General features: G+C 66.4%; 21 protein-coding genes and 2 tRNA genes. 5 read left to right on the top strand and 18 right to left on the bottom strand.

The genetic code is table 11. The features are described 5' to 3' along the window. Positions 1-15: 15 nt before the first annotated feature. Positions 16-426, top strand: coding sequence for a PH domain-containing protein (locus tag ALI144C_RS43105; protein WP_076993063.1), 411 nt, complete (start codon positions 16-18; stop codon positions 424-426). Here ALI144C_RS43105 and ALI144C_RS43110 read toward each other — a convergent pair. Together ALI144C_RS43110 and ALI144C_RS43115 are read right to left on the bottom strand one after the other, a co-directional pair. Next, positions 415-1,338 carry a rhomboid family intramembrane serine protease gene (locus ALI144C_RS43110; RefSeq protein WP_076993064.1) on the bottom strand — a complete coding sequence of 308 codons (924 nt, stop codon included), beginning with the start codon at positions 1,336-1,338 and terminating at the stop codon, positions 415-417. The two genes, ALI144C_RS43105 and ALI144C_RS43110, sit on opposite strands and share 12 nt — an antisense overlap. Further along, positions 1,331-1,882 (bottom strand): peptidylprolyl isomerase, encoded by a 552-nt coding sequence (locus ALI144C_RS43115; protein WP_076993065.1) that lies wholly within the window; start codon positions 1,880-1,882, stop codon positions 1,331-1,333. The genes ALI144C_RS43110 and ALI144C_RS43115 overlap by 8 nt, the downstream gene beginning before the upstream one ends. A gap of 102 nt (positions 1,883-1,984) precedes the next feature. Here ALI144C_RS43115 and ALI144C_RS43120 point away from each other — a divergent pair, with 102 nt between their 5' ends. Continuing rightward, on the top strand, positions 1,985-2,410 hold the full coding sequence (locus ALI144C_RS43120; RefSeq protein ID WP_143231209.1) for a hypothetical protein: 426 nt from the start codon (positions 1,985-1,987) through the stop codon (positions 2,408-2,410). Between the two features lie 138 nt (positions 2,411-2,548). Here ALI144C_RS43120 and ALI144C_RS43125 read toward each other — a convergent pair whose 3' ends face one another. Beyond that, positions 2,549-3,088 carry a DUF2020 domain-containing protein gene (locus ALI144C_RS43125; protein WP_076993067.1) on the bottom strand — a complete coding sequence of 180 codons (540 nt, stop codon included), beginning with the start codon at positions 3,086-3,088 and terminating at the stop codon, positions 2,549-2,551. A gap of 121 nt (positions 3,089-3,209) precedes the next feature. Here ALI144C_RS43125 and ALI144C_RS43130 point away from each other — a divergent pair, with 121 nt between their 5' ends. Beyond that, a complete protein-coding gene (locus ALI144C_RS43130) occupies positions 3,210-3,620 on the top strand; it encodes a DoxX family protein (protein WP_076993068.1) in 411 nt (136 codons plus the stop codon). Positions 3,621-3,657: 37 nt separating this feature from the next. On the opposite strand, the gene ALI144C_RS43135 is transcribed toward ALI144C_RS43130, so the two are convergent. The 3 genes from ALI144C_RS43135 to ALI144C_RS43145 are packed head-to-tail and all read right to left on the bottom strand — an operon-like array spanning position 3,658 to position 5,892. Further along, a complete protein-coding gene (locus ALI144C_RS43135; protein ID WP_076993069.1) occupies positions 3,658-4,347 on the bottom strand; it encodes a FadR/GntR family transcriptional regulator in 690 nt (229 codons plus the stop codon). Further along, on the bottom strand, positions 4,344-5,024 hold the full coding sequence (gene ispD / locus ALI144C_RS43140; RefSeq protein ID WP_441297601.1) for a 2-C-methyl-D-erythritol 4-phosphate cytidylyltransferase: 681 nt from the start codon (positions 5,022-5,024) through the stop codon (positions 4,344-4,346). The genes ALI144C_RS43135 and ispD overlap by 4 nt, the downstream gene beginning before the upstream one ends. A 22-nt stretch (positions 5,025-5,046) precedes the next feature. Next, positions 5,047-5,892 carry a LysR family transcriptional regulator gene (locus tag ALI144C_RS43145; RefSeq protein ID WP_076993071.1) on the bottom strand — a complete coding sequence of 282 codons (846 nt, stop codon included), beginning with the start codon at positions 5,890-5,892 and terminating at the stop codon, positions 5,047-5,049. Between the two features lie 68 nt (positions 5,893-5,960). Here ALI144C_RS43145 and ALI144C_RS43150 point away from each other — a divergent pair, with 68 nt between their 5' ends. Next, on the top strand, positions 5,961-6,527 hold the full coding sequence (locus ALI144C_RS43150) for a hypothetical protein (RefSeq protein ID WP_076993072.1): 567 nt from the start codon (positions 5,961-5,963) through the stop codon (positions 6,525-6,527). Here ALI144C_RS43150 and ALI144C_RS43155 read toward each other — a convergent pair. The 3 genes from ALI144C_RS43155 to ALI144C_RS43165 are packed head-to-tail and all read right to left on the bottom strand — an operon-like array spanning position 6,442 to position 8,052. Next, entirely contained in the window at positions 6,442-6,966 is a 525-nt protein-coding gene (locus tag ALI144C_RS43155) for an RNA 2'-phosphotransferase (protein ID WP_076993073.1), read from the bottom strand. The genes ALI144C_RS43150 and ALI144C_RS43155 overlap by 86 nt on opposite strands. Continuing rightward, on the bottom strand, positions 6,963-7,625 hold the full coding sequence (locus ALI144C_RS43160) for a lysophospholipid acyltransferase family protein (RefSeq protein WP_076993074.1): 663 nt from the start codon (positions 7,623-7,625) through the stop codon (positions 6,963-6,965). The genes ALI144C_RS43155 and ALI144C_RS43160 overlap by 4 nt, the downstream gene beginning before the upstream one ends. A gap of 40 nt (positions 7,626-7,665) precedes the next feature. Beyond that, a complete protein-coding gene (locus ALI144C_RS43165) occupies positions 7,666-8,052 on the bottom strand; it encodes a hypothetical protein (protein WP_083753901.1) in 387 nt (128 codons plus the stop codon). Positions 8,053-8,070: 18 nt separating this feature from the next. On the opposite strand from ALI144C_RS43165, the gene ALI144C_RS43170 reads away from it, so the two are divergent. Further along, positions 8,071-8,826 carry a helix-turn-helix transcriptional regulator gene (locus ALI144C_RS43170; RefSeq protein WP_143231210.1) on the top strand — a complete coding sequence of 252 codons (756 nt, stop codon included), beginning with the start codon at positions 8,071-8,073 and terminating at the stop codon, positions 8,824-8,826. A gap of 212 nt (positions 8,827-9,038) precedes the next feature. Here ALI144C_RS43170 and ALI144C_RS43175 read toward each other — a convergent pair. The 9 genes from ALI144C_RS43175 to gnd all read right to left on the bottom strand — a co-directional run bounded on the left by ALI144C_RS43175 (position 9,039) and on the right by gnd (position 18,076). Beyond that, a tRNA-Ala gene (locus ALI144C_RS43175) sits at positions 9,039-9,111 on the bottom strand. Between the two features lie 59 nt (positions 9,112-9,170). Continuing rightward, positions 9,171-9,308 carry a DLW-39 family protein gene (locus ALI144C_RS56045; protein WP_168211497.1) on the bottom strand — a complete coding sequence of 46 codons (138 nt, stop codon included), beginning with the start codon at positions 9,306-9,308 and terminating at the stop codon, positions 9,171-9,173. Between the two features lie 177 nt (positions 9,309-9,485). Further along, positions 9,486-9,559 (bottom strand) — tRNA-Ile (locus tag ALI144C_RS43180). A 63-nt stretch (positions 9,560-9,622) separates the two neighbouring features. Next, a complete protein-coding gene (locus ALI144C_RS56050; RefSeq protein WP_076993693.1) occupies positions 9,623-10,390 on the bottom strand; it encodes a DUF3566 domain-containing protein in 768 nt (255 codons plus the stop codon). Positions 10,391-10,574: 184 nt separating this feature from the next. Further along, positions 10,575-13,121 (bottom strand): DNA gyrase subunit A, encoded by a 2,547-nt coding sequence (gene gyrA / locus ALI144C_RS43190; protein WP_076993077.1) that lies wholly within the window; start codon positions 13,119-13,121, stop codon positions 10,575-10,577. Positions 13,122-13,167: 46 nt separating this feature from the next. Beyond that, positions 13,168-15,147 (bottom strand): DNA topoisomerase (ATP-hydrolyzing) subunit B, encoded by a 1,980-nt coding sequence (gene gyrB / locus ALI144C_RS43195; RefSeq protein ID WP_076993078.1) that lies wholly within the window; start codon positions 15,145-15,147, stop codon positions 13,168-13,170. A 177-nt stretch (positions 15,148-15,324) separates the two neighbouring features. After that, positions 15,325-15,918, bottom strand: coding sequence for a DciA family protein (locus ALI144C_RS43200; RefSeq protein WP_441297602.1), 594 nt, complete (start codon positions 15,916-15,918; stop codon positions 15,325-15,327). A gap of 82 nt (positions 15,919-16,000) precedes the next feature. Further along, complete coding sequence (gene recF / locus ALI144C_RS43205; protein WP_076993079.1) at positions 16,001-17,161, bottom strand: DNA replication/repair protein RecF; 1,161 nt, start codon at positions 17,159-17,161, stop codon at positions 16,001-16,003. After that, positions 17,162-18,076 carry a phosphogluconate dehydrogenase (NAD(+)-dependent, decarboxylating) gene (gene gnd, locus ALI144C_RS43210; protein WP_076993080.1) on the bottom strand — a complete coding sequence of 305 codons (915 nt, stop codon included), beginning with the start codon at positions 18,074-18,076 and terminating at the stop codon, positions 17,162-17,164. Position 18,077: the final 1 nt, after the last annotated feature.

The following is an 18,077-nucleotide window of genomic DNA, read 5'->3' on the forward strand; positions in this document are numbered from 1 at the left end:
AGGACGCATCGTCACGTGACGTCACCAAAGACCCGTCTTGTCTGGTCACCGCCACCAGTCCTGGTCGCCCTCGGCTGGGTGGCGACGGTCGGCGGGGCCGTCTGGGCGGTGCTCTCCGACGACACCGCCGGACGCGTCCTCGTCGGCATGGCCGCGCTGGTCGCGGCCTTGCTCGCATTGCACGGCACGCTCGCCAGGCCGCGGCTCGCCGCGGACAGCAACGGCCTTGAGCTCCGCAAGCTGGCCGGCAGGCGGCAGTGGTCCTGGGCCGAAGTCAACGTCCGGCTGGTCCGCACGCGCAGGCTCGGCCGCCAGGTGAGCACCCTGGAACTCGATGCCGAGGACGACCTGGTCGTCCTCGGCTGGATCGATCTCGGCACGCCGCCTGAGGACGTCGCTGACGCCTTGCGCGAGCTACGCACGTAGCCGGTAGCAGCTGACCTGCGGGTAGTCGTAGGTGCACGTCGCCGGGCGGTCGAACCCGCTGTCGCGGACGAACACAAGCCCGACCAGCAGGATCACCGCGCCGACGAAAGTCGCGATCTGCACCTTCGTCCGGATGCGCGCGGGCGGGTAGAGCAGCCCGAGCGCGACCAACCCGCCCGTGACCAGGCCACCGAGGTGCCCGAGCCACGAGATGTTCGGGAGGGTGAACGTGATCACCAGGTTCAGCCCGATGACGCCGAGCGCGGGCGTGAGCGGCAGCTTCAGCCTGATCACCGCGACCGTGAGCGCGCCCATCAGCCCGAAGATCGCGCCTGACGCACCGACAGTGGGCACGTAGTCCAGCACTGTGCCCGCCGAGGTCTGCACGAGCCGCTTGTAGTCGAAGATGAACACCGCGGTGCTGCCGCCGAGCAGCGACACCATGTAGAGCGCGGTGAACCGCATCCGGCCGAACAGCGCTTCCAGATCCCGGCCGAGGATGTACAGGCCGACCATGTTCACCACGAGGTGGATCGGCCCGGAGTGCAGGAACCCGTTCGTGATCAGCCGCCACCAGTCGCCACCGGCGACCGCGGGCGTCCAGAGCTGACCGAGCTGCGACCAGTAGGACAGGTCATTGTCCCTGATGCTCTGCGCCTCGACGGCGGTCAGCACGAAGATCGCCACGTTGAGGACGATGAGGATCGGCGTGATCAGCGGCTTGGTGTTCAACTCCGCGCCCGCCACGGTCACCGCACGCCGCTGCGTGCGCCTGCCCTCGTTCACGCAGTCGACGCACTGGTACCCGACCGAGGCCTCACGCAGGCACTCCGGACAGGCGGGCCGTTCACACCGGACACAGCGCAGCCCCGTCGCCCGGTCCGGGTGCCGCACGCAGACCTGGTCAGTCACGCGCGATGACCACGTGGTTGATCACCACGTCCTCGACCGGACGGTCGTCGCCGTCGGTCGGGACACGGGAGATGGCGTCGACGACAGTGCGCGACTCCTGGTCGGCGACCTCGCCGAAGATCGTGTGCTTGAAGTTCAGGTGTGGCGTCGGCTTGACCGTGATGAAGAACTGGGAGCCGTTGGTGTTCGGCCTGCTGATGTTGGCCATGCCCAGCAGGTACGGCTTGTTGAACTGCAGTTCGGCGGTGAACTCGTCCGGCACGGTGAAGCCGGGACCGCCGAGACCGGTCCCGTCCGGGTCGCCGGTCTGGATCATGAAGCCGTCGATGATCCGGTGGACGAGGCACCCGTCGTAGTAAGGGCCGGACGTGCCGCCTTGTGCGTTCCGCGGCGAATACTCCTTCGTGCCCTCGGCGAGCCCGACGAAGCTCTTCACGGTTTTCGGGGCGTAATCAGGGAAAAGGGCCAGACGGATGTCACCGTGCGTAGTCTGCAGGGTGGCCGTCACCTTGATCCCGACGAGTGATTCGTTGCTGTCTGCCACGCCTCAATCGTGCCATCCGAAGCGGGAACGGTTCGGAAGGGGCAGTATGGGGAACCTGTCTATCAGGAAACCACCCGCGACCCTATGACGAGGTGAAGGCACATGACTCGGGCCCCAGAGGCGGTGGACAAGGCCGTCGACGCGGTCCGCCGGGTTGAGCACAAGCTGGTCGAAAGCGCTGGGGACGTCGCGACCAAGACCCGCCGAACCCGCCGCAAGCTGGCCCGCAAGGCCAAGGCCACCAGCAAGGACCTGGCGAAGACCGCGAAGAAGGCCAAGCAGACGGCACAGCAGATGACCGGCGTGGAGACCAAGCGTCGCCGCCGTTGGCCTTGGCTGATCGCGCTGCTCGTGGCCGCGGCGGGCGCCGCGGCAGTGGTCCGTTCGAAGGCGGCAGCGCGGCAGGAGGAAGAGGTCTTCACGCCGGAACCCCGCACCACGGAAGACGAGAAACCAGCCGACCAGGCCAAGCAGCAGGAAAACGGCCGCCCACAACCGGCGAAGACAACCACCCCGCGAAAGAGCTGACCACTCGGCGAAAGCCCTGTTCCCCTCCTGGTACTCGGGCGGAGGGGAGCAGGGTTCCTGCTCGTCTTGAAAGACTGGAAATTCACCCGTTCGCCGCCACGAACGCAGCTGCCTCCCGACTGCGGTGACTCTGGGTTGCTAGAGCCCCAGTGTGGTGATGGCTTTTTCGGCGACCTGGCGTGCCTTGATGGACTGGGCCTGGTTGGTCGTCACGATCACCGCGGTACCTTCTTTTGCCACGGCGTATGTCGATCCCTTTGCCGCGCCGATCGATCCGCCTTTCCAGCCCGCTGGGGACGTCGCGGGGTTGGAGGTGTCGATCGGGGCTGCTTCGTCGACGAGTGCTTTGGCGTTCTTGGCCGTTCCGACGTAGACCCGTGCGGTCAGCTGGATGCTGCCGTCCGCGCGGTAGAAGAAGCAGGTCGGGTGGGGTTTGTCCGCCGAGATCCGGACTTTGGTGGCGCGCTGACCGTTGGCCTGGGCGACGAAGGCGCTCTCCAGGTATGGGCACGGACCGTCGGCGACGGGTTCCGGCGGAGGCGGGGGTCCCTCAGGTTGGGTGGTCGTCGGCGCGGACGGTGTGCGCTGTGCGGTCGGCGGCGTTTCCCCTGCGTCGGGGCTGGTCGAGCAGGCAGCCAGGCAACACGCCAGCAGCAGGGCTGAAGTCGTTCGCTTCATAGGTTCGCCAGTCAACCAGAAACAGTGTGGGCCGCGTCGCACGACTCCTCTGAACCATCTCGGTCCGCCGGGCGTAAATGCCTCCGCACCTTGCTGAATCCTGCATATGTAAGGGGTACGGATGAACAACGTCCTGAGGCGCAGGGAAGACCTGCTCTCGCTGTTCCGGATTGTTGTCGGGTTGCTGTTCGTCTGCCACGGGGCCGCCAAGCTGTTCGGCATCCCCTCGGGACGAGTGGTTGCCTTCGGCGTGTGGCCGGGCTGGTATGCCGCTGTCATCGAACTCATCGCTGGTTCACTCGTGCTGCTCGGGATCGGGACCCGGGTCGCCGCGGTGATCTGCTCGGGTGAGATGGCGTACGCGTACTTCGCCAGTCACCAGCCGAAGGCGCTGTGGCCGATCGAGAACGGTGGCGAACTCGCCGCGGTCTACAGCTGGATCTTCTTGCTGATCGCGTTCTTCGGACCGGGTACGTGGACACTTGCCCGGCTGTGGAACAAGCAGAAGCAAACCGCAGCGGTAACCGGCTGAGAGCAGCCCCTGGGTCCTGGCCCGGCGCTGCCAGGACTCAGGTTTCCAGCAGGCGGTCGACCTCGGCCGCCGAGTCGAGCACTATGCACCGCGACACCCGTTCCGCCTCGGCCGCGTCGCCGCCTGCGATGGCGTCCGCTTCGAGCAGGTGCCAGTCCAGTGCCGCGTTCTGCAGGTTCGGGGGAAACAGCTGCAGCTCGGCCCGGCCGTGCAACACCTCGGTGGTCACTTCGCCGACCTGCACGAACAAGTCGTTGCCGGACGCCAGGAAGACCAGTCGGTGGAACTCGATGTCGGCCTCGATGAACGCGAGCGGGTCACCGGCGATCGCCTGTTGGCGCATCTTGCCGGCCAGGCGCAGCAGTTCGCCGCGTTGCTCGGCCGACGCCTTGGTGGCCGCCAGTCCCGCGGCGACCGGTTCGACCGCGGCACGCAACTGGGACATCTGCCCGAGCAGCTCCCGGCGGTCGGTTCCGGCCAGCCGCCAGCGGATCAGCTGCGGGTCGAACAGGTTCCACTCGGCCACGGGCAGCACGATCAGCCCGATCTTGGGTCGGCTGCGCACCATCCGCAACGCCTCGAGCACGCGGACCGCTTCCCTGCCCACGGTTCTCGACACGCCGTACTGACTGGTCAGCTCGTCGAGCCGGAGTATCGTGCCGGGCGGGTACCTGCCGGAGGTCAGCGCGAGGCCGAGCGAGTCCAGCAGATGGGCGTGCAGGGTCACCGCGACTCCAGGAACCGTTCGGCCACAACGAGGTCGTGCGCGAACGTCACCTTGAGGTTGCGCTGTTCACCGGGCACCCACCGGACCTGGATGTCGGTGAACCGCTCGATACAGGACGCGGTGTCCGTCCCCACAAACCCCTCCTCAGCAGCCTGCTCGTAGGCAGCGAGCAACGGCGCCGCCAGAAAACCCTGTGGTGTCTGGACCGCGACCAGCTCTTCGGAGATCGGCGTGACGTGGCCGTCGGTCGCGAGCGCGAGGTCCTCGCTCGGCAAGCCGGGAATCGCGCCGCCATACCTTCTCGCAGCCCGCAGGACCTGCGCAACAAGATCGGCACTGACCAACGGGCGGGCGCCGTCGTGGATCAGGACGGTGTCGATCTCACCGGAAGTGATCCGGTCGGCGAGATGCCGCAACGCGGCGAGTTCGGATCCTTGGCGCGTGTCACCGCCGGGCACGACGTCGACGTCCATCCCGTCGACGATCTTTTCGACGTGTTCGACGTCCTGGGGGCGCGTGACCAGAACCAGTGCGCTGATGTCGGGGTGCGCGGCGAAGGCCTCGAGCGACCACGCCAGGATCGGCCGACCGGCGATCGGCAGGTAGACCTTGTTGATGTCCCGACCGACACGTGTGCCGGAACCGCCTGCCAAGACCACCCCGGCCGCCTGAGTCACACCTTCGATCATCCCCGTTGTTTCACGTTGAACCAAGCGACTGACGGATCTGGGCCAGCAGCTGCGCCACTCGCCGGTCGGCGGGCGCGCCCGGCCGGTGGATCGCGTAGTACGGCACCGACGGCAGGTCGACAATGGGAACCGTGGCCAAGTCCGTGCGCACACATCCGTTGACCACGGCGGCACCAACACCGAGCTCGACGAAGTGCAGCATCAACGGCCAACCGCCTGCCTCGACCGCGACCTCCCATTCGAAGTCCGCGACCAGACGCAGGCGTTCGAGCGTCACCCGCAACGGCTGCGTCGGCAACGGCAGCACCATCCGCGTCCCGGCGAGGTCGCTCAACCGGATCCGTTCACGCCGCGCCAGCGGATGTTCGTGCGGCACCACCACGACCTGGTCGTACGTCGCGAGCTTCACCGTGTCCAAGTCATCGGGCAGCTCGTCGAGCACCGACACCCCGAGTTGCGCACGTCCGTCACGCACCAGCGCCAGCGTCTGCGCACGAGACGCGGTGAACAGCCGCAACCGCTCGGACTCACGCGCGATCACGTCCCCCAACAGATAGAGATAGGCGCCCTGTCCCGCGGCGAGTGCGACTCTGCGCTGTTCACCAGCCAGTTCGGTGAGGAACTGGTCGAGCTGGTCGGCCCGCTCACGCGCGAACCTGGCCAGCGCCTCGCCCTCGCTGGTCAGCACCAGCCGTCTGCCCTGTCGGACATACAGCGGACGGCCGACGGCCTCGGCGAGTTTCCGCACCTTGACGTGCAGGGCCGGTTGCGAGATGTGCAGGTCACGCGCGGCAGCGGTGAAGTTCAGCCGCTCGGCGAACACCAGGAACGCGGGCAACGACTCGCCGGGAAACATAACGTCAAACTATAGGAGCGTCTACTTCAGTAGTTCAGTTTGAGCCTTCCATCCCCCACGATGACGGCATGCACAAGGAGTTACGACTCGGCGTGGACTTCGGCCGAGTGATCAACGACGGTTCGTCGCACCCCGGCGGTGACGACACGGTGTTCCTCAGTGGATCCGTAGAGGATGCGATGAGCACCCCGGCGATGGCGGGCGCGTTCGACACGCTCGCCAGGCTGACCGAGGTGTTCGGCGGCAAGGTCTGGATCGTGTCCAAGGCGGGCGAGCGGATCCAGGAACGCACGATGCAATGGCTTGACCACAACGGTTTCTGGTCCGCGACGGGGATTCTCCGCGCCAACGCTCGGTTCTGCCGCAAGCGCCCGGAGAAAGCAGAGCACTGCAAGCGACTCGGCATCACCCATTTCGTCGACGACCGCGCGGACGTGCTGAGCCACATGCGGGGGATCGTGCCGAACCTCTACCTCTTCGGCGCGCGCAAGGCCGAACCACCGGAGTGGGCAACCCCGACCCTGACGTGGGCGGACGTGGAAACCGCTGTCACTGAAGGAATCGCGGCGGAACCTCCGCGACGAGCCACACGCCGTTCTCGGCGAGCCGGAACTCGTGGCCTGCCTCGTGCATAGCTTTCGCCTGCACGACAAGGACGACCGGCTTTCCCCTTCTGGCGCCGACACGTTCCGCCGTGTCCACATCGGATGACAGGTGGACGTCGTTGCGCGCCATAGGTTTCAACCCCTCGGCGCGAATGCGTTCCAGGCTGTCGGCGACGGTCCCGTGGTACAGCACGTCGGGCGGTCGCTGGGCGGTGAGGCCCAGGTCGACGACGACCGAATGTCCCTGGTTCGCGCGAATCCTGTTCCCGTCCACGGCGAATCGCTGTTTGTCGTTGCTCGCGACGACGAACTCGAGGTCCTCGCGGCTGAGCACGCCACCACGCCGGGCACACGCCGCCAGCAGTTCTTCGATGTCGACCCAGCCACCCTCGTCCAACGACAGCCCGATGTCCTCCGGGCGGTGGCGCAGGTGCCGCGACAAGAACTTCGACACCCGCACGACGTTCACCCGCGCAGTTCCTTCAGCAACTCCCGCACGCGATCCATGATGACCTCGGTGACCTCGCGCAACAACGCACCGTCGACCTCCTTGCCACGATAGGCACTCAGGTCGATCGGTTCACCGACCACCATGTCGACGCGCTTGCGCGGGAACGGCCGGAACTTCCTGCGTCTCGAATCGAAGATCTCCCTGGTTCCCCACCGCGCGGCGGGGATCACCGGTACGTCGTTGGCCAGCGCCACCCGCGCGATCCCGGTCTTGACCTGCGTCGGCCACCCATCCGGATCCTGGGTGAGCGTGCCCTCCGGGTAGAAGACAACGAACCGGCCCATCCGCAACGAATCGGTCGCGCCGCGCAAACTGTCCCCGGCCTTCTCGGTCCCGCGGTACACCGGGATCTGCCCGGCCCCATCGAGAACCCGGCCAAGCAACGGAACGTTCCACAACGTGTGCTTCGTGAAGAACCGAGGCACCCGCCCCTGTTGGTGCACGAAGATCGCGTCGACGATCGGATCGATGTACGAGGGGTGGTTCAACACGAGAAGAGCAGGCCCCTGCGCCGGGAACCGCTCCGCGCCGCGAATGCTCCGACGAGCGAACGCCCACGTGAACGGGTAGAACACCGAGGCGAACAGCCCAACCCAGAAACCACCGCGTTCCCGCACACCAGAACTCTACCTGGCACCCCGTCAACAATGTGCCGGTTCAGGACCGGCACCTCCGCAGCAGAACACTGCCAAGCCCCAAAGCGACGAGCCCGGCAACATCGATCCACGCCACCCGTTCCAGCTGCGCGTTCACCGGCTGACTCAGCACAGCCACCAGAACGAATCCGCCAAAACTGACCGCGTTGGCACTGACAGCGGCCGTCCGCAACTGCGGCCGGAACAAGCTGACAAGCAAGCCCACCCCGAGGATCACGAACAGCACGGCTCGATGCCTCAGCAACACCGCCATGTCGACGCCATCGATCGACACCCCGTAAGCCGAGCGCGCGAACGAAACCGAGATCGCGCCAACCCCGGGCAACAAGTTGATCAGCGCGGCAACCCCAAGGAGGCCCCGCCCGACATTCTTCTCGAATTCCCGCACACCTGAGATCATCGAGCCGTGGACGACCGCCCGCTTTCAGAAACGTGCTGTCCTGACGAGCCGACTCTGTGGATACAACCGGGGCGGGCAACCTACCTCGGCCCGGCCCTCGACCTCGACCCCCACGCGGGAGCAGTCCACTGCCTGGCCCTTGGCATAGACGCCCCCTTCGAACTCCGAGCAGCGGACATAGGAACCCAACGACTCAGAAGCGCCTTCATCCCGGCCCGAGCCCATCACCACCTGATAGCGACAACCGGCCGGATGCTCTTCACCTACTCGGACACCGATGAACCGAAAACCAGGATGGAAGTCCGAACAAAAACAATCGCCTACCACCACCGCGACGAAGAAACCCTCATCCAAACAGTCCACACAACCGGCGCACCCGTACCCCACCCACGACCGAACCGCGCCCCGGACCCCCGAATCCAAACCGCGATGAGAACCCTCCAAGCCAACCCGAACCTGAGCGCCCCCCAACTAGCAGCCCAGCTCCACCTCTCCCCAACCCACTTCCAACACCTCTTCACAGCAAACGCGGGAACAACCTTCCGACGCTACCGCCTCTGGACCCGAATGACCCACGTAGCAACAGCGCTCACCACCGGAGCGAACCTGACCAGAGCCTCCGCAGACGCAGGCTTCGCCTCCCCCAACCACTTCAGCGAAACCTTCCACAAGATGTTCGGCCTGACAGCAAAAACCCTCCTGACCACCAACCCCACCATAATCACCCCAAACACCCCACACTCCGCCCGCACACGCAGGTAACCCCACCCACGCAACAACGCCAACGCCAACGCCAACGCCAGAAAAGCAAAAAAACCCCGCCGAAGGCGAGGCAAGCTGGTGAAAAACCAACGTAACGGAGCTGGGTCGAGAGGAGCTCGCACCGTGGGGGGCTTGGGGGGCTCGGCCCCCCAAAATAATAGAGGCCGACCCGGCGAAAGTGCGAAGCACTGAGCAGGGTCAGCCCGAGGCCGTGGAGACGAGGGGAATCGAACCCCTAACCCCTGCCTTGCAAAGGCAGTGCTCTGCCAATTGAGCTACGTCCCCGGGTGGGACTCCGAGCCGGTGGCCCAGGCGCGAACCCGGGCCCCCGGCTGGGATGGGTCTTACTTGGCGGCGCCGTTGTTGCCCGCCGGCGCGGTGGCCTCGCGCCACAGGTCGGCCTCAGCCTTCGCGGAACGGCTACGGCGGACCACCAGGAAGATGGCACCTGCAACAGCCACCAGTCCGAGAAGCTTCTTCACGTCAGGCCTCCTTCAGGCACATGCTCTTCTTTCCCCAGGTCCCCACACTACGCGACCCAAGCCCTGGCGCGCAGCGCCTCATCTTTCCTGGGGGGCGTGGGGGCTGGGCCCCCCAAAATTATGACGATCGATGAAGGCCAGTAGCCCCGCTACCGGCACACGTCACCCAATCGATCGTGGGCCCAGGAGGACTTGAACCTCCGACCTCTTCGTTATCAGCGAAGCGCTCTAACCGCCTGAGCTATGGGCCCTTGGGAACGTTGAGAAGACTACAGCACGCCTTCCCACGCCCCAAAACGGGTATCCCCTTTCCGCTACTCCCGCTCGGCCAACGTGACCTCCAGGCCGCCCGCGAGGTCGGCGGAGACGTTGTAGACGAACGCCGCGACGGTGGCCAACGCGCTGAACAGCACGATGTTCACCGCACCGATGATCGCCGCGACACCGAACACCCGGCCCGCGCTGATCAGGGGTTCCGCCGCGTTGTTCGCGTTGGCCGAGAACAGCTCGTTGGCCGTGCCGTTGACCTTGTCCCAGACGCCCATGCCGTCCAGCACCGCGTACAGCACACCGACTGCCACCAGCCAGACGAAGAACAGCGCCACGCCGAGCACCAGCGACAGCTTCAGCACCGACCACGGGTCGAAGCGCTTGATCTGCAGGTTCGCCCGACGGGGGCCACGGCCCGGACGGCGCAGTGCGCTGGGCGGAGCCGTGCCCGCGCGTTGTGTCGCTCCTGCCATGCCCGGCACCGCACTGTTCGATGTGCCGAGGTTCACAGTGGTCCTGGCCGGTGCTCCCGGTGCCGGTTGCGGCCCGGTCTGGTGCAGACCGACCGGCGGGTACTCGCCGAGTGCCCGCGGTGCCGCCGTCCCGGTCACGACCGGGCGCGGCATGTTCACGGTCTTCTCGTCGACCAGGCTCGGCCTGGTCGACTGGTCCGAGGGCTGCGCCGGTGGTGCCGGATCCGCCACCGGTTCGGGTTCCGGTTCCGGGTCCGGGTACTGGGCGTCACTGGTGACGCGCTGCCATGGCGGCGGCGCGCCGTTCGTGTCCTCCTCGGCCACCACCGGGTGTTTGATGGTGGTCTCGGTCTTCTCACCCTGCCCGTTGGGCTCCTGCCCCGGCTGTGTGGCCGGCTCTGAACGGTTAGCCGTGGACACCGTGGACGTCGGGTCGACGTTCACATCCTGCGTCTTGTCCGTTCCCTCGGGGGGTGTCACGAGCTGATCCTCGTCTCCTCGTCGGCGGTGTCCCGCGCTTCACCTAGTCTGCGGGCTGTTCCGTTGACGCGCCGGATGGGTCTGTGGTTGTCTCCTCGGCCGTTTCCTCGCCGGTGGCCTCACCATTGGACGTGTCCTCGGCGCTGCGGGCGATCGCCACCAGCAGGGTGCCCTCGCCGATGTTCATCAGCCGGACGCCCTTGGTCTGCCGTCCCGCTTTGCGGACCTGGCCGGCGGAGGTGCGGATGACCCCACCCGCCGACGTGATGGCGAAGATCTCATCTTGTGCTTCGACGATGAGAGCTCCTACCAGCCTGCCACGCCTGCTGTCGTGCTGGATGGTCAACACACCCTTGCCGCCGCGGCCCTGCACCGAGTAATCCTCGATCGGCGTGCGCTTCGCGTACCCGCCGTCCGTGGCGACCAGCACGAATGTGCCTTCCCTCACAACGCCGAGAGTCAGTAGCTCGTCACCGGAGTTGAAGCGCATTCCGAGCACACCGGACGTGGCGCGGCCCATCGGCCGCAGCGCCTCGTCGGAGGCGTGGAACCTGATCGACTGGCCGCCAGCGGACACGAGCAGCAGGTCGTCGTCGGACGAGCAGAGCACCGCGCCGACCAGTTCGTCCCCTTCGCGCAGGTTGATGCCGATCAGGCCACCGCTGCGGTTGGAGTCGAAGTCGGACAGCTTGCTCTTCTTGACCAGGCCGTCCTTGGTCGCGAGCACGAGGTACGGCGCGACCTGGTAGTCCTTGATCTGGATGACCTGGGCGATGTGCTCTTCCGGCTGGAACTCCAGCAGGTTGGCCACGTGCTGGCCGCGCGCGTTGCGGCTGGCCTCGGGCAGCTCGTACGCCTTGGCCCGGTAGACCCGGCCCTTGTTGGTGAAGAACAGGATCCAGTCGTGGGTCGAGCACACGAAGAAGTGCGCCACGATGTCGTCCTGCTTCAGGCCCGCGCCCTGCACGCCCTTGCCGCCGCGCTTCTGCGCGCGGTACAGGTCCGTCTTGGTGCGCTTCGCGTAGCCGGTCCGCGTGATCGTCACGACGACGTCCTCGACCGCGATCAGGTCCTCGACCGAGACGTCGCCGTCGAACGGGATGATCTTGGTGCGCCGGTCGTCGCCGTGCTTCTCGACGATCTCCATCAGCTCGTCGCGCACGATGTTGCGCTGGCGCTCCGGCTTGTCCAGGATGTCCTGCAGGTCGGCGATGTAGCGCTCGATCTCGGCCAGCTCGTCGATGATCTTCTGGCGTTCCATCGCCGACAGCCTGCGCAGCTGCAGGTCGAGGATGGCGGTCGCCTGGATCTCGTCGATGTCGAGCAACGCGATCAGGCCGTTGCGGGCCTCCTCGGTCGACTGCGACCGCCGGATCAGGGCGATCACCTCGTCGAGCATGTCCAGCGCCTTGACGTAACCGCGCAGGATGTGCGCCCGCTCCTCGGCCTTGCGCAGGCGGAAACGGGTACGCCGGACGATGACCTCGACCTGGTGCTTGACGTAGTGCCGCACGATCTGGTCGAGGCGCAGCGTGCGCGGCACGCCGTCGACCAGTGCCAGCATGTTCACGCCGAAGTTGTGCTGCAGCTGGGTGTGCTTGTACAGGTTGTTCACCACGACCTTGGCGACCGCGTCACGCTTGAGCGTGATCACGATCCGCATGCCGGATCGCTTGTTGGACTCGTCGGCGATCTCCGAGATGCCGACGATCTTGCCGTCCCGGACGAGCGCGGCCATGTTCTCGATCAGGTTGTCCGGGTTGACCTGGTACGGCAGTTCGGTGACGACGAGGATCGTGCGGCCCTTGGCGTCCTCTTCGACCTCGACGACGGCGCGCATCCGGACCGAGCCGCGGCCGGTGCGGTACGCGTCCTCGATCCCGGACGTGCCGAGAATCAGGCCGTGCGTGGGGAAATCCGGCCCCTTGATGCGGGTCAGCAGGGCGGCCAGGGTCTCGTCTTCCGAGGCTTCCCAGTTCTCCAACGCCCACACGACGCCGTCCGCGACCTCACGGAGGTTGTGCGGCGGGATGTTGGTCGCCATGCCGACCGCGATACCGGAACTGCCGTTGATCAACAGGTTCGGCACACGTGACGGCAGGACAACGGGTTCCCGCGTCCGACCGTCGTAGTTGTCGCGGAAGTCGACGGTGTCTTCCTCGATGTCGGCCAGCATGTGCATGGCCAACGGAGTCAGACGCGCTTCTGTATATCTCATCGCGGCAGCCGGATCGTTGCCAGGCGAGCCGAAGTTGCCTTGGCCGTCGACCAGCGGGTAGCGCAGCGCCCAGCTCTGGGCCATGCGGACCAGGGTGTCGTAGATGGCCGAGTCACCGTGCGGGTGGTAGTTACCCATCACGTCGCCGACGACGCGCGAGCACTTCACGTACCCGCGGTCCGGACGGAAACCCGAGTCGTACATGGAATACAGAACGCGGACGTGCACCGGCTTCAAACCGTCGCGCACGTCAGGCAGCGCTCGGCCGACGATCACGCTCATCGCGTAGTCGACGTAGGAGTTCTGCATCTCCTGCTGGATGTCACGCGGCTCGATGCGGTCCCGCTCCGGCGGCAGCGTCGTCTCTGTCACGGCTCTTCTCTCTGGCTACCCGGTGTGAAGGTCTGCTGTGGACGGATCAGACGTCCAGGAACCGCACGCCCTTGGCGTTGCGGGTGATGAAGGACCGGCGGGCTTCCACGTCCTCACCCATCAGCACGCTGAACAGCTCATCCGCGGTCGCCGCGTCGTCCAGGGTGACCTGGATCAGAATCCGGTGCGCCGGGTCCATCGTGGTCTCCCACAGCTCGTCGGCGTTCATCTCGCCGAGACCCTTGTAGCGCTGGATGTTGTCGTCCTTGCCGAGCTTCTTGCCCGCAGCGAGGCCCTGCTCGATCAAGCCGTCGCGCTCGCGGTCGGAGTAGGCGTACTCCGGCTCGACACCCCGCTGCCACTTGATCTTGTAGAGCGGCGGCTGCGCGAGGTACACGTGACCGGCTTCGATCAACGGTCGCATGAACCGGAACAGGAACGTGAGCAGCAGGGTGCGGATGTGCTGGCCGTCCACGTCGGCGTCGGCCATCAGCACGATCTTGTGGTAGCGCAGCTTCGACAGGTCGAACTCGTCGTAGATGCCGGTGCCCATCGCGGTGATCAGCGACTGGACCTCGGTGTTCTTGAGCACCCGGTCGATACGGGCCTTCTCGACGTTGATGATCTTGCCCCGGATCGGCAGGATCGCCTGGAACTTCGAGTCCCGGCCTTCCTTGGCCGAACCACCCGCGGAGTCACCCTCCACGATGTAGATCTCGCACTCCTCCGGGTTGGTGGAGCGGCAGTCCTTCAGCTTGCCCGGCAGACCGCCGATGTCCAGCGCGCCCTTGCGGCGGACGAGTTCCTTGGCCTTGCGGGCCGCCATCCGGGCCTGCGCCGAGGAAACCGACTTCATCACGATCGTCTTCGCGTCCGCCGGGTTGCTCTCGAACCAGTGCGCGAGCTGCTCGTTGCAGGTCTGCTGGACGAAGGTCTTCGCCTCGGTGTTGCCCAGCTTCTGCTTGGTCTGGCCCTCGAACTGCGGCTCGGCGAGTTTGATCGACACGATCGCGGCGAGACCCTCGCGGATGTCCTCACCGGTGAGGTTCGTGTCCTTCTCCTTGAGCATCTTCTTGTCACGCGCGTACACATTGACGACACGGGTCAGCGCGGCACGGAAGCCTTCTTCGTGCGTGCCGCCTTCCGGCGTGTTGATCGTGTTGGCGAAGGTGTAGACCGACTCGGAGTAGCCGGTGTTCCACTGCATCGCGATCTCGACCTCGAGACCCGTGCCCTTGGCCTCGAACGCGATGACCGACTTGTGCACGGCCTCGCGCGTGTGGTTGATGTGTTTGACGAAGTCCTCGAGACCGCCCGGGTAGTGGTAGGTCCGCTCCTTGATCCGCGCGGCCTGGCCCTCGGCGTCCTCGACCGCCTCTTCTTCGGAGACGCGTTCGTCGCGCAGGACGATCGTCAGGCCCTTGTTCAGGAACGCCATCTCCTGCAGGCGTCGGGCCACTGTCTCGGCGTTGAAGGTGACCGTCTCGAAGATCTGGGGGTCCGGCCAGAAGGTGATCGAGGTCCCGGTGTTCTCGGTCGCCTCGCCCTGGTTGATCGGTGCGACCGGCTCGGAGTCGCGGTAGCTCTGCGTCCACACGTGACCGTCGCGCTTCACGACAGCTTCCAGGCGTGTCGACAGCGCGTTCACCACGGAGATACCGACACCGTGCAGACCACCGGACACCGCGTAGCTGTCGCTGTCGAACTTGCCACCCGCATGCAGCACGGTCATGACGACCTCGAGCGCGGAGCGCTTCTCCTCCGGCTGCTCGGCGACGGGGATACCGCGGCCGTCGTCGACGACGCGCACGCCACCGTCCGCGAGCAGGGTGACCTCGACCTTGGTCGCGTACCCCGCCATCGCCTCGTCGACGGAGTTGTCCACGACCTCCCAGATCAGGTGGTGCAGGCCTCGCTCGCCGGTCGAACCGATGTACATACCCGGTCGGAGGCGCACTGCTTCCAGACCCTTGAGCACGGAGATGGACTCGGCGCCGTAACTCTTACCGTTCTCATTGGCTGCCACGGGCGTGGGTTCTCCTCGTCTCGCCGAGGCCTGGACGGGCCTGGTTCTGATCCCCTCTACATCCTACTGGTAGAGCTCGTCAGAACCGCCCTTAGGACACCTCTAGATTGTCCACAGACGTCATACCGTGAAGTTCGGCGGGTGCGACCGGCCGGAAGACAGGTTCAGGCGCTCAGGTTAGCCGTAAGTGTCACGTGGCCCACGTCCGGCCACGTGCCTCGGCCCGTACCGCCAGCTGGGTGCCGCGGGGCCGTGCACCTTCAGTCGTTTGACCACTCCGTCACCCACACCTTTGGCGATCTTCGCCAGCAGTTGGCGCTGCAGCAACCGCAGCTGTGTCGCCCATGCGGTTGAAGACGCCTGCACGGTCAGCTCGCCGTCGCGCAACGTCAGCGGCTTGGCGTGCTCGGCGATCTCCGCCCCGACGATGGCGGTCCACCTGCCGAACACCTCGCCGTTGGCCAGCTGGCCGTTCCACCCGCGTTCAGCTGCGATTTTACCCAGAAGTGCGCCGAATTTCTGCGGATCCCGGCTGTCGGCTCCGGCTCCTGACCAGCGACGACGCTTGCGTGACCCGGTGTGCGGGACCTTGCCCTTCGCCGACTGCGCCTTGCGCTTGTTCCCGGCCGCTTCCTTGGCCGCCTGCAGCGCCGCACGGGCGAGGTCCGAGCCACGCAGAACACGGTCACCTTCGGTTCCGCCATTCCCCGATAGAGGGGGCTCAGTGGGCGAAATGTCCGAGTTAGCCGCCTGTAGACCGCTCGTGGTCACTGTGTTATCCACACTATCCACAGAGTTGTCCCCAGTTGTGGGGCCGGTCACACCACTAGGGGTGATCTTCGGTTGCTGATCGTCATCCCGCACGGTGTACCTCCCCGTCCGCGACCGAGAACCTCGTCCCGGCCAACTCGCCGGGCACATCCTCCGCCACCGCGGCCGTGATCAGGACCTGTTCGGCGGCCGCGGCCACTTCGGCGAGTCGCGACCGGCGGCGCCGGTCCAGTTCGGCGAAGACGTCGTCCAGCACGAGCACCGGCTCGGATCCTTCGGCCCGCAGCAGTTCGTAGGCCGCCAACCGAAGGGCCAGCGCGTACGACCACGACTCGCCGTGACTCGCGTACCCCTTGGCGGGAGCCTCCCCCAGGACCAGTTCGAGCTCGTCGCGATGCGGTCCGACGAGACTGACACCACGTTCCAGTTCCTGCGACCGGTTCGCTGCCATCGCCGCGAGCAACGAGTCCGTCACCGCGTCCGGGTCAGCGCGCTCACCACCGTGCACCCCGTAACCCGGTTCGAGGTTGTCCGCGATCGACGACTTGTACGCGATGGTCGCGGGGCTACCGGAATCGCTTCCCGCAACCCCCGCGTACGCGGCCAGTACATGCGGCGCCAGGTCCGCGACGAGATCGAGCCGTGCGGCGAGCAGCTGCCCACCGTGCGTCGCGAGGTGACCGTCCCACACGTCCAGCGTCGCGATGTCGCCTTTCGACCCGGCACGACGCGCGGCACCGGACGACTTGAGCAACGCGTTGCGTTGCCGCAACACTCTTTCGTAGTCCGAGCGGACACCGGCGTACCTCGGCGCGCGCAACACGAGCAAGTCGTCGAGGAACCGACGGCGCTCACCGGGATCGCCGCGCACCAACGCCAGATCCTCCGGCGCGAACAACACAGTGCGCAGAATCCCGAGCACGTCACGGGGCCGGGGCACGGGTCCACGGTTCACGCGGGCACGATTCGCTTTGCCCGCCGTGATCTCCAGTTCGATCGTGAGCTCGCGGCCTTCGTTGACGACCGCGGTGCGCACCACCGCGCGCTGGGCACCGTGCCGGATCATCGGCGCGTCCGCCGACACCCGGTGCGAGCCAAGCGTTGCGGTGTAACCGATTGCCTCGACCAAGTTGGTCTTGCCCTGGCCGTTCGCGCCGACGAGCACGCACGGCCCGGGTTCGAAGGTCAGGTCCGCCTGCTTCCACGACCGGAAGTCGACGACCTGCAGCTGCCGGACGTACACCTACGCCTGCGTGCTGCCGGATCCCGAACTCGGTCCGGCTTTCTGCACCGCGTGCCCGCCGAACTGCGCGCGCAGTGAGGCAACCGCCCGCATCGCGGGCGAATCCGGTTGCCGCGAAGCGAAACGCGCGAACAGCGCGGCCGAGATGACCGGCGCCGGAACCGCGTTGTCGATCGCCTCGGCCACCGTCCACCGGCCTTCGCCGGAGTCCTCGACGTAGCCGCGCAGGTCGTCGAGCTCGGGGTCGGAGTCGAGCGCACGCACCAACAAGTCGAGCAACCACGACCGCACAACGGTTCCGCGCTGCCACGCCTTGATCACCGCGGGCACGTCCTCGACGATCTTGGCGGTGTCGAGGAGTTCGAAGCCTTCGGCGTACGCCTGCATCAAGCCGTACTCGATGCCGTTGTGCACCATCTTCGCGTAGTGCCCCGCACCGATGGGGCCCGCGTGCGCGAAGCCCTCCTCGCGCGGGCCTTCCGGCCGCAGCGTGTCGAAGATCGGCAGCATCCGCTCGACGTCCTCGGCCGTGCCGCCGACCATCAGGCCGTAGCCGTTCTCCAGACCCCAGACGCCGCCGGACACACCGACATCCAGGTAGTGGATGCCCTTCTCGGCGAGCTTCGCGGCGTTGGCCTGGTCCTCGGTGTACTTCGAGTTGCCGCCGTCGATCACCAGATCGCCTTGGGACAGCAGCGATCCGAGCTCCTCGACGGTCTGCCTGGTCGGCTCGCCCGCCGGGACCATCACCCAGACCGCGCGCGGCGCCTCGAGCCTGCCGACCAGATCGGCGAGCGATTCGGCGTCGGTCACGTCCGGGTTGCGGTCGTAGCCGATTACGTCGTGACCGCCTTTGCGAAGGCGCTCGCGCATGTTGAAACCCATTCGGCCAAGACCGACGAGCCCGAGCTGCACG

It is taken from the genome of Actinosynnema sp. ALI-1.44 (genome assembly GCF_001984155.1).
Taxonomy (GTDB): Bacteria; Actinomycetota; Actinomycetes; order Mycobacteriales; family Pseudonocardiaceae; genus Kibdelosporangium.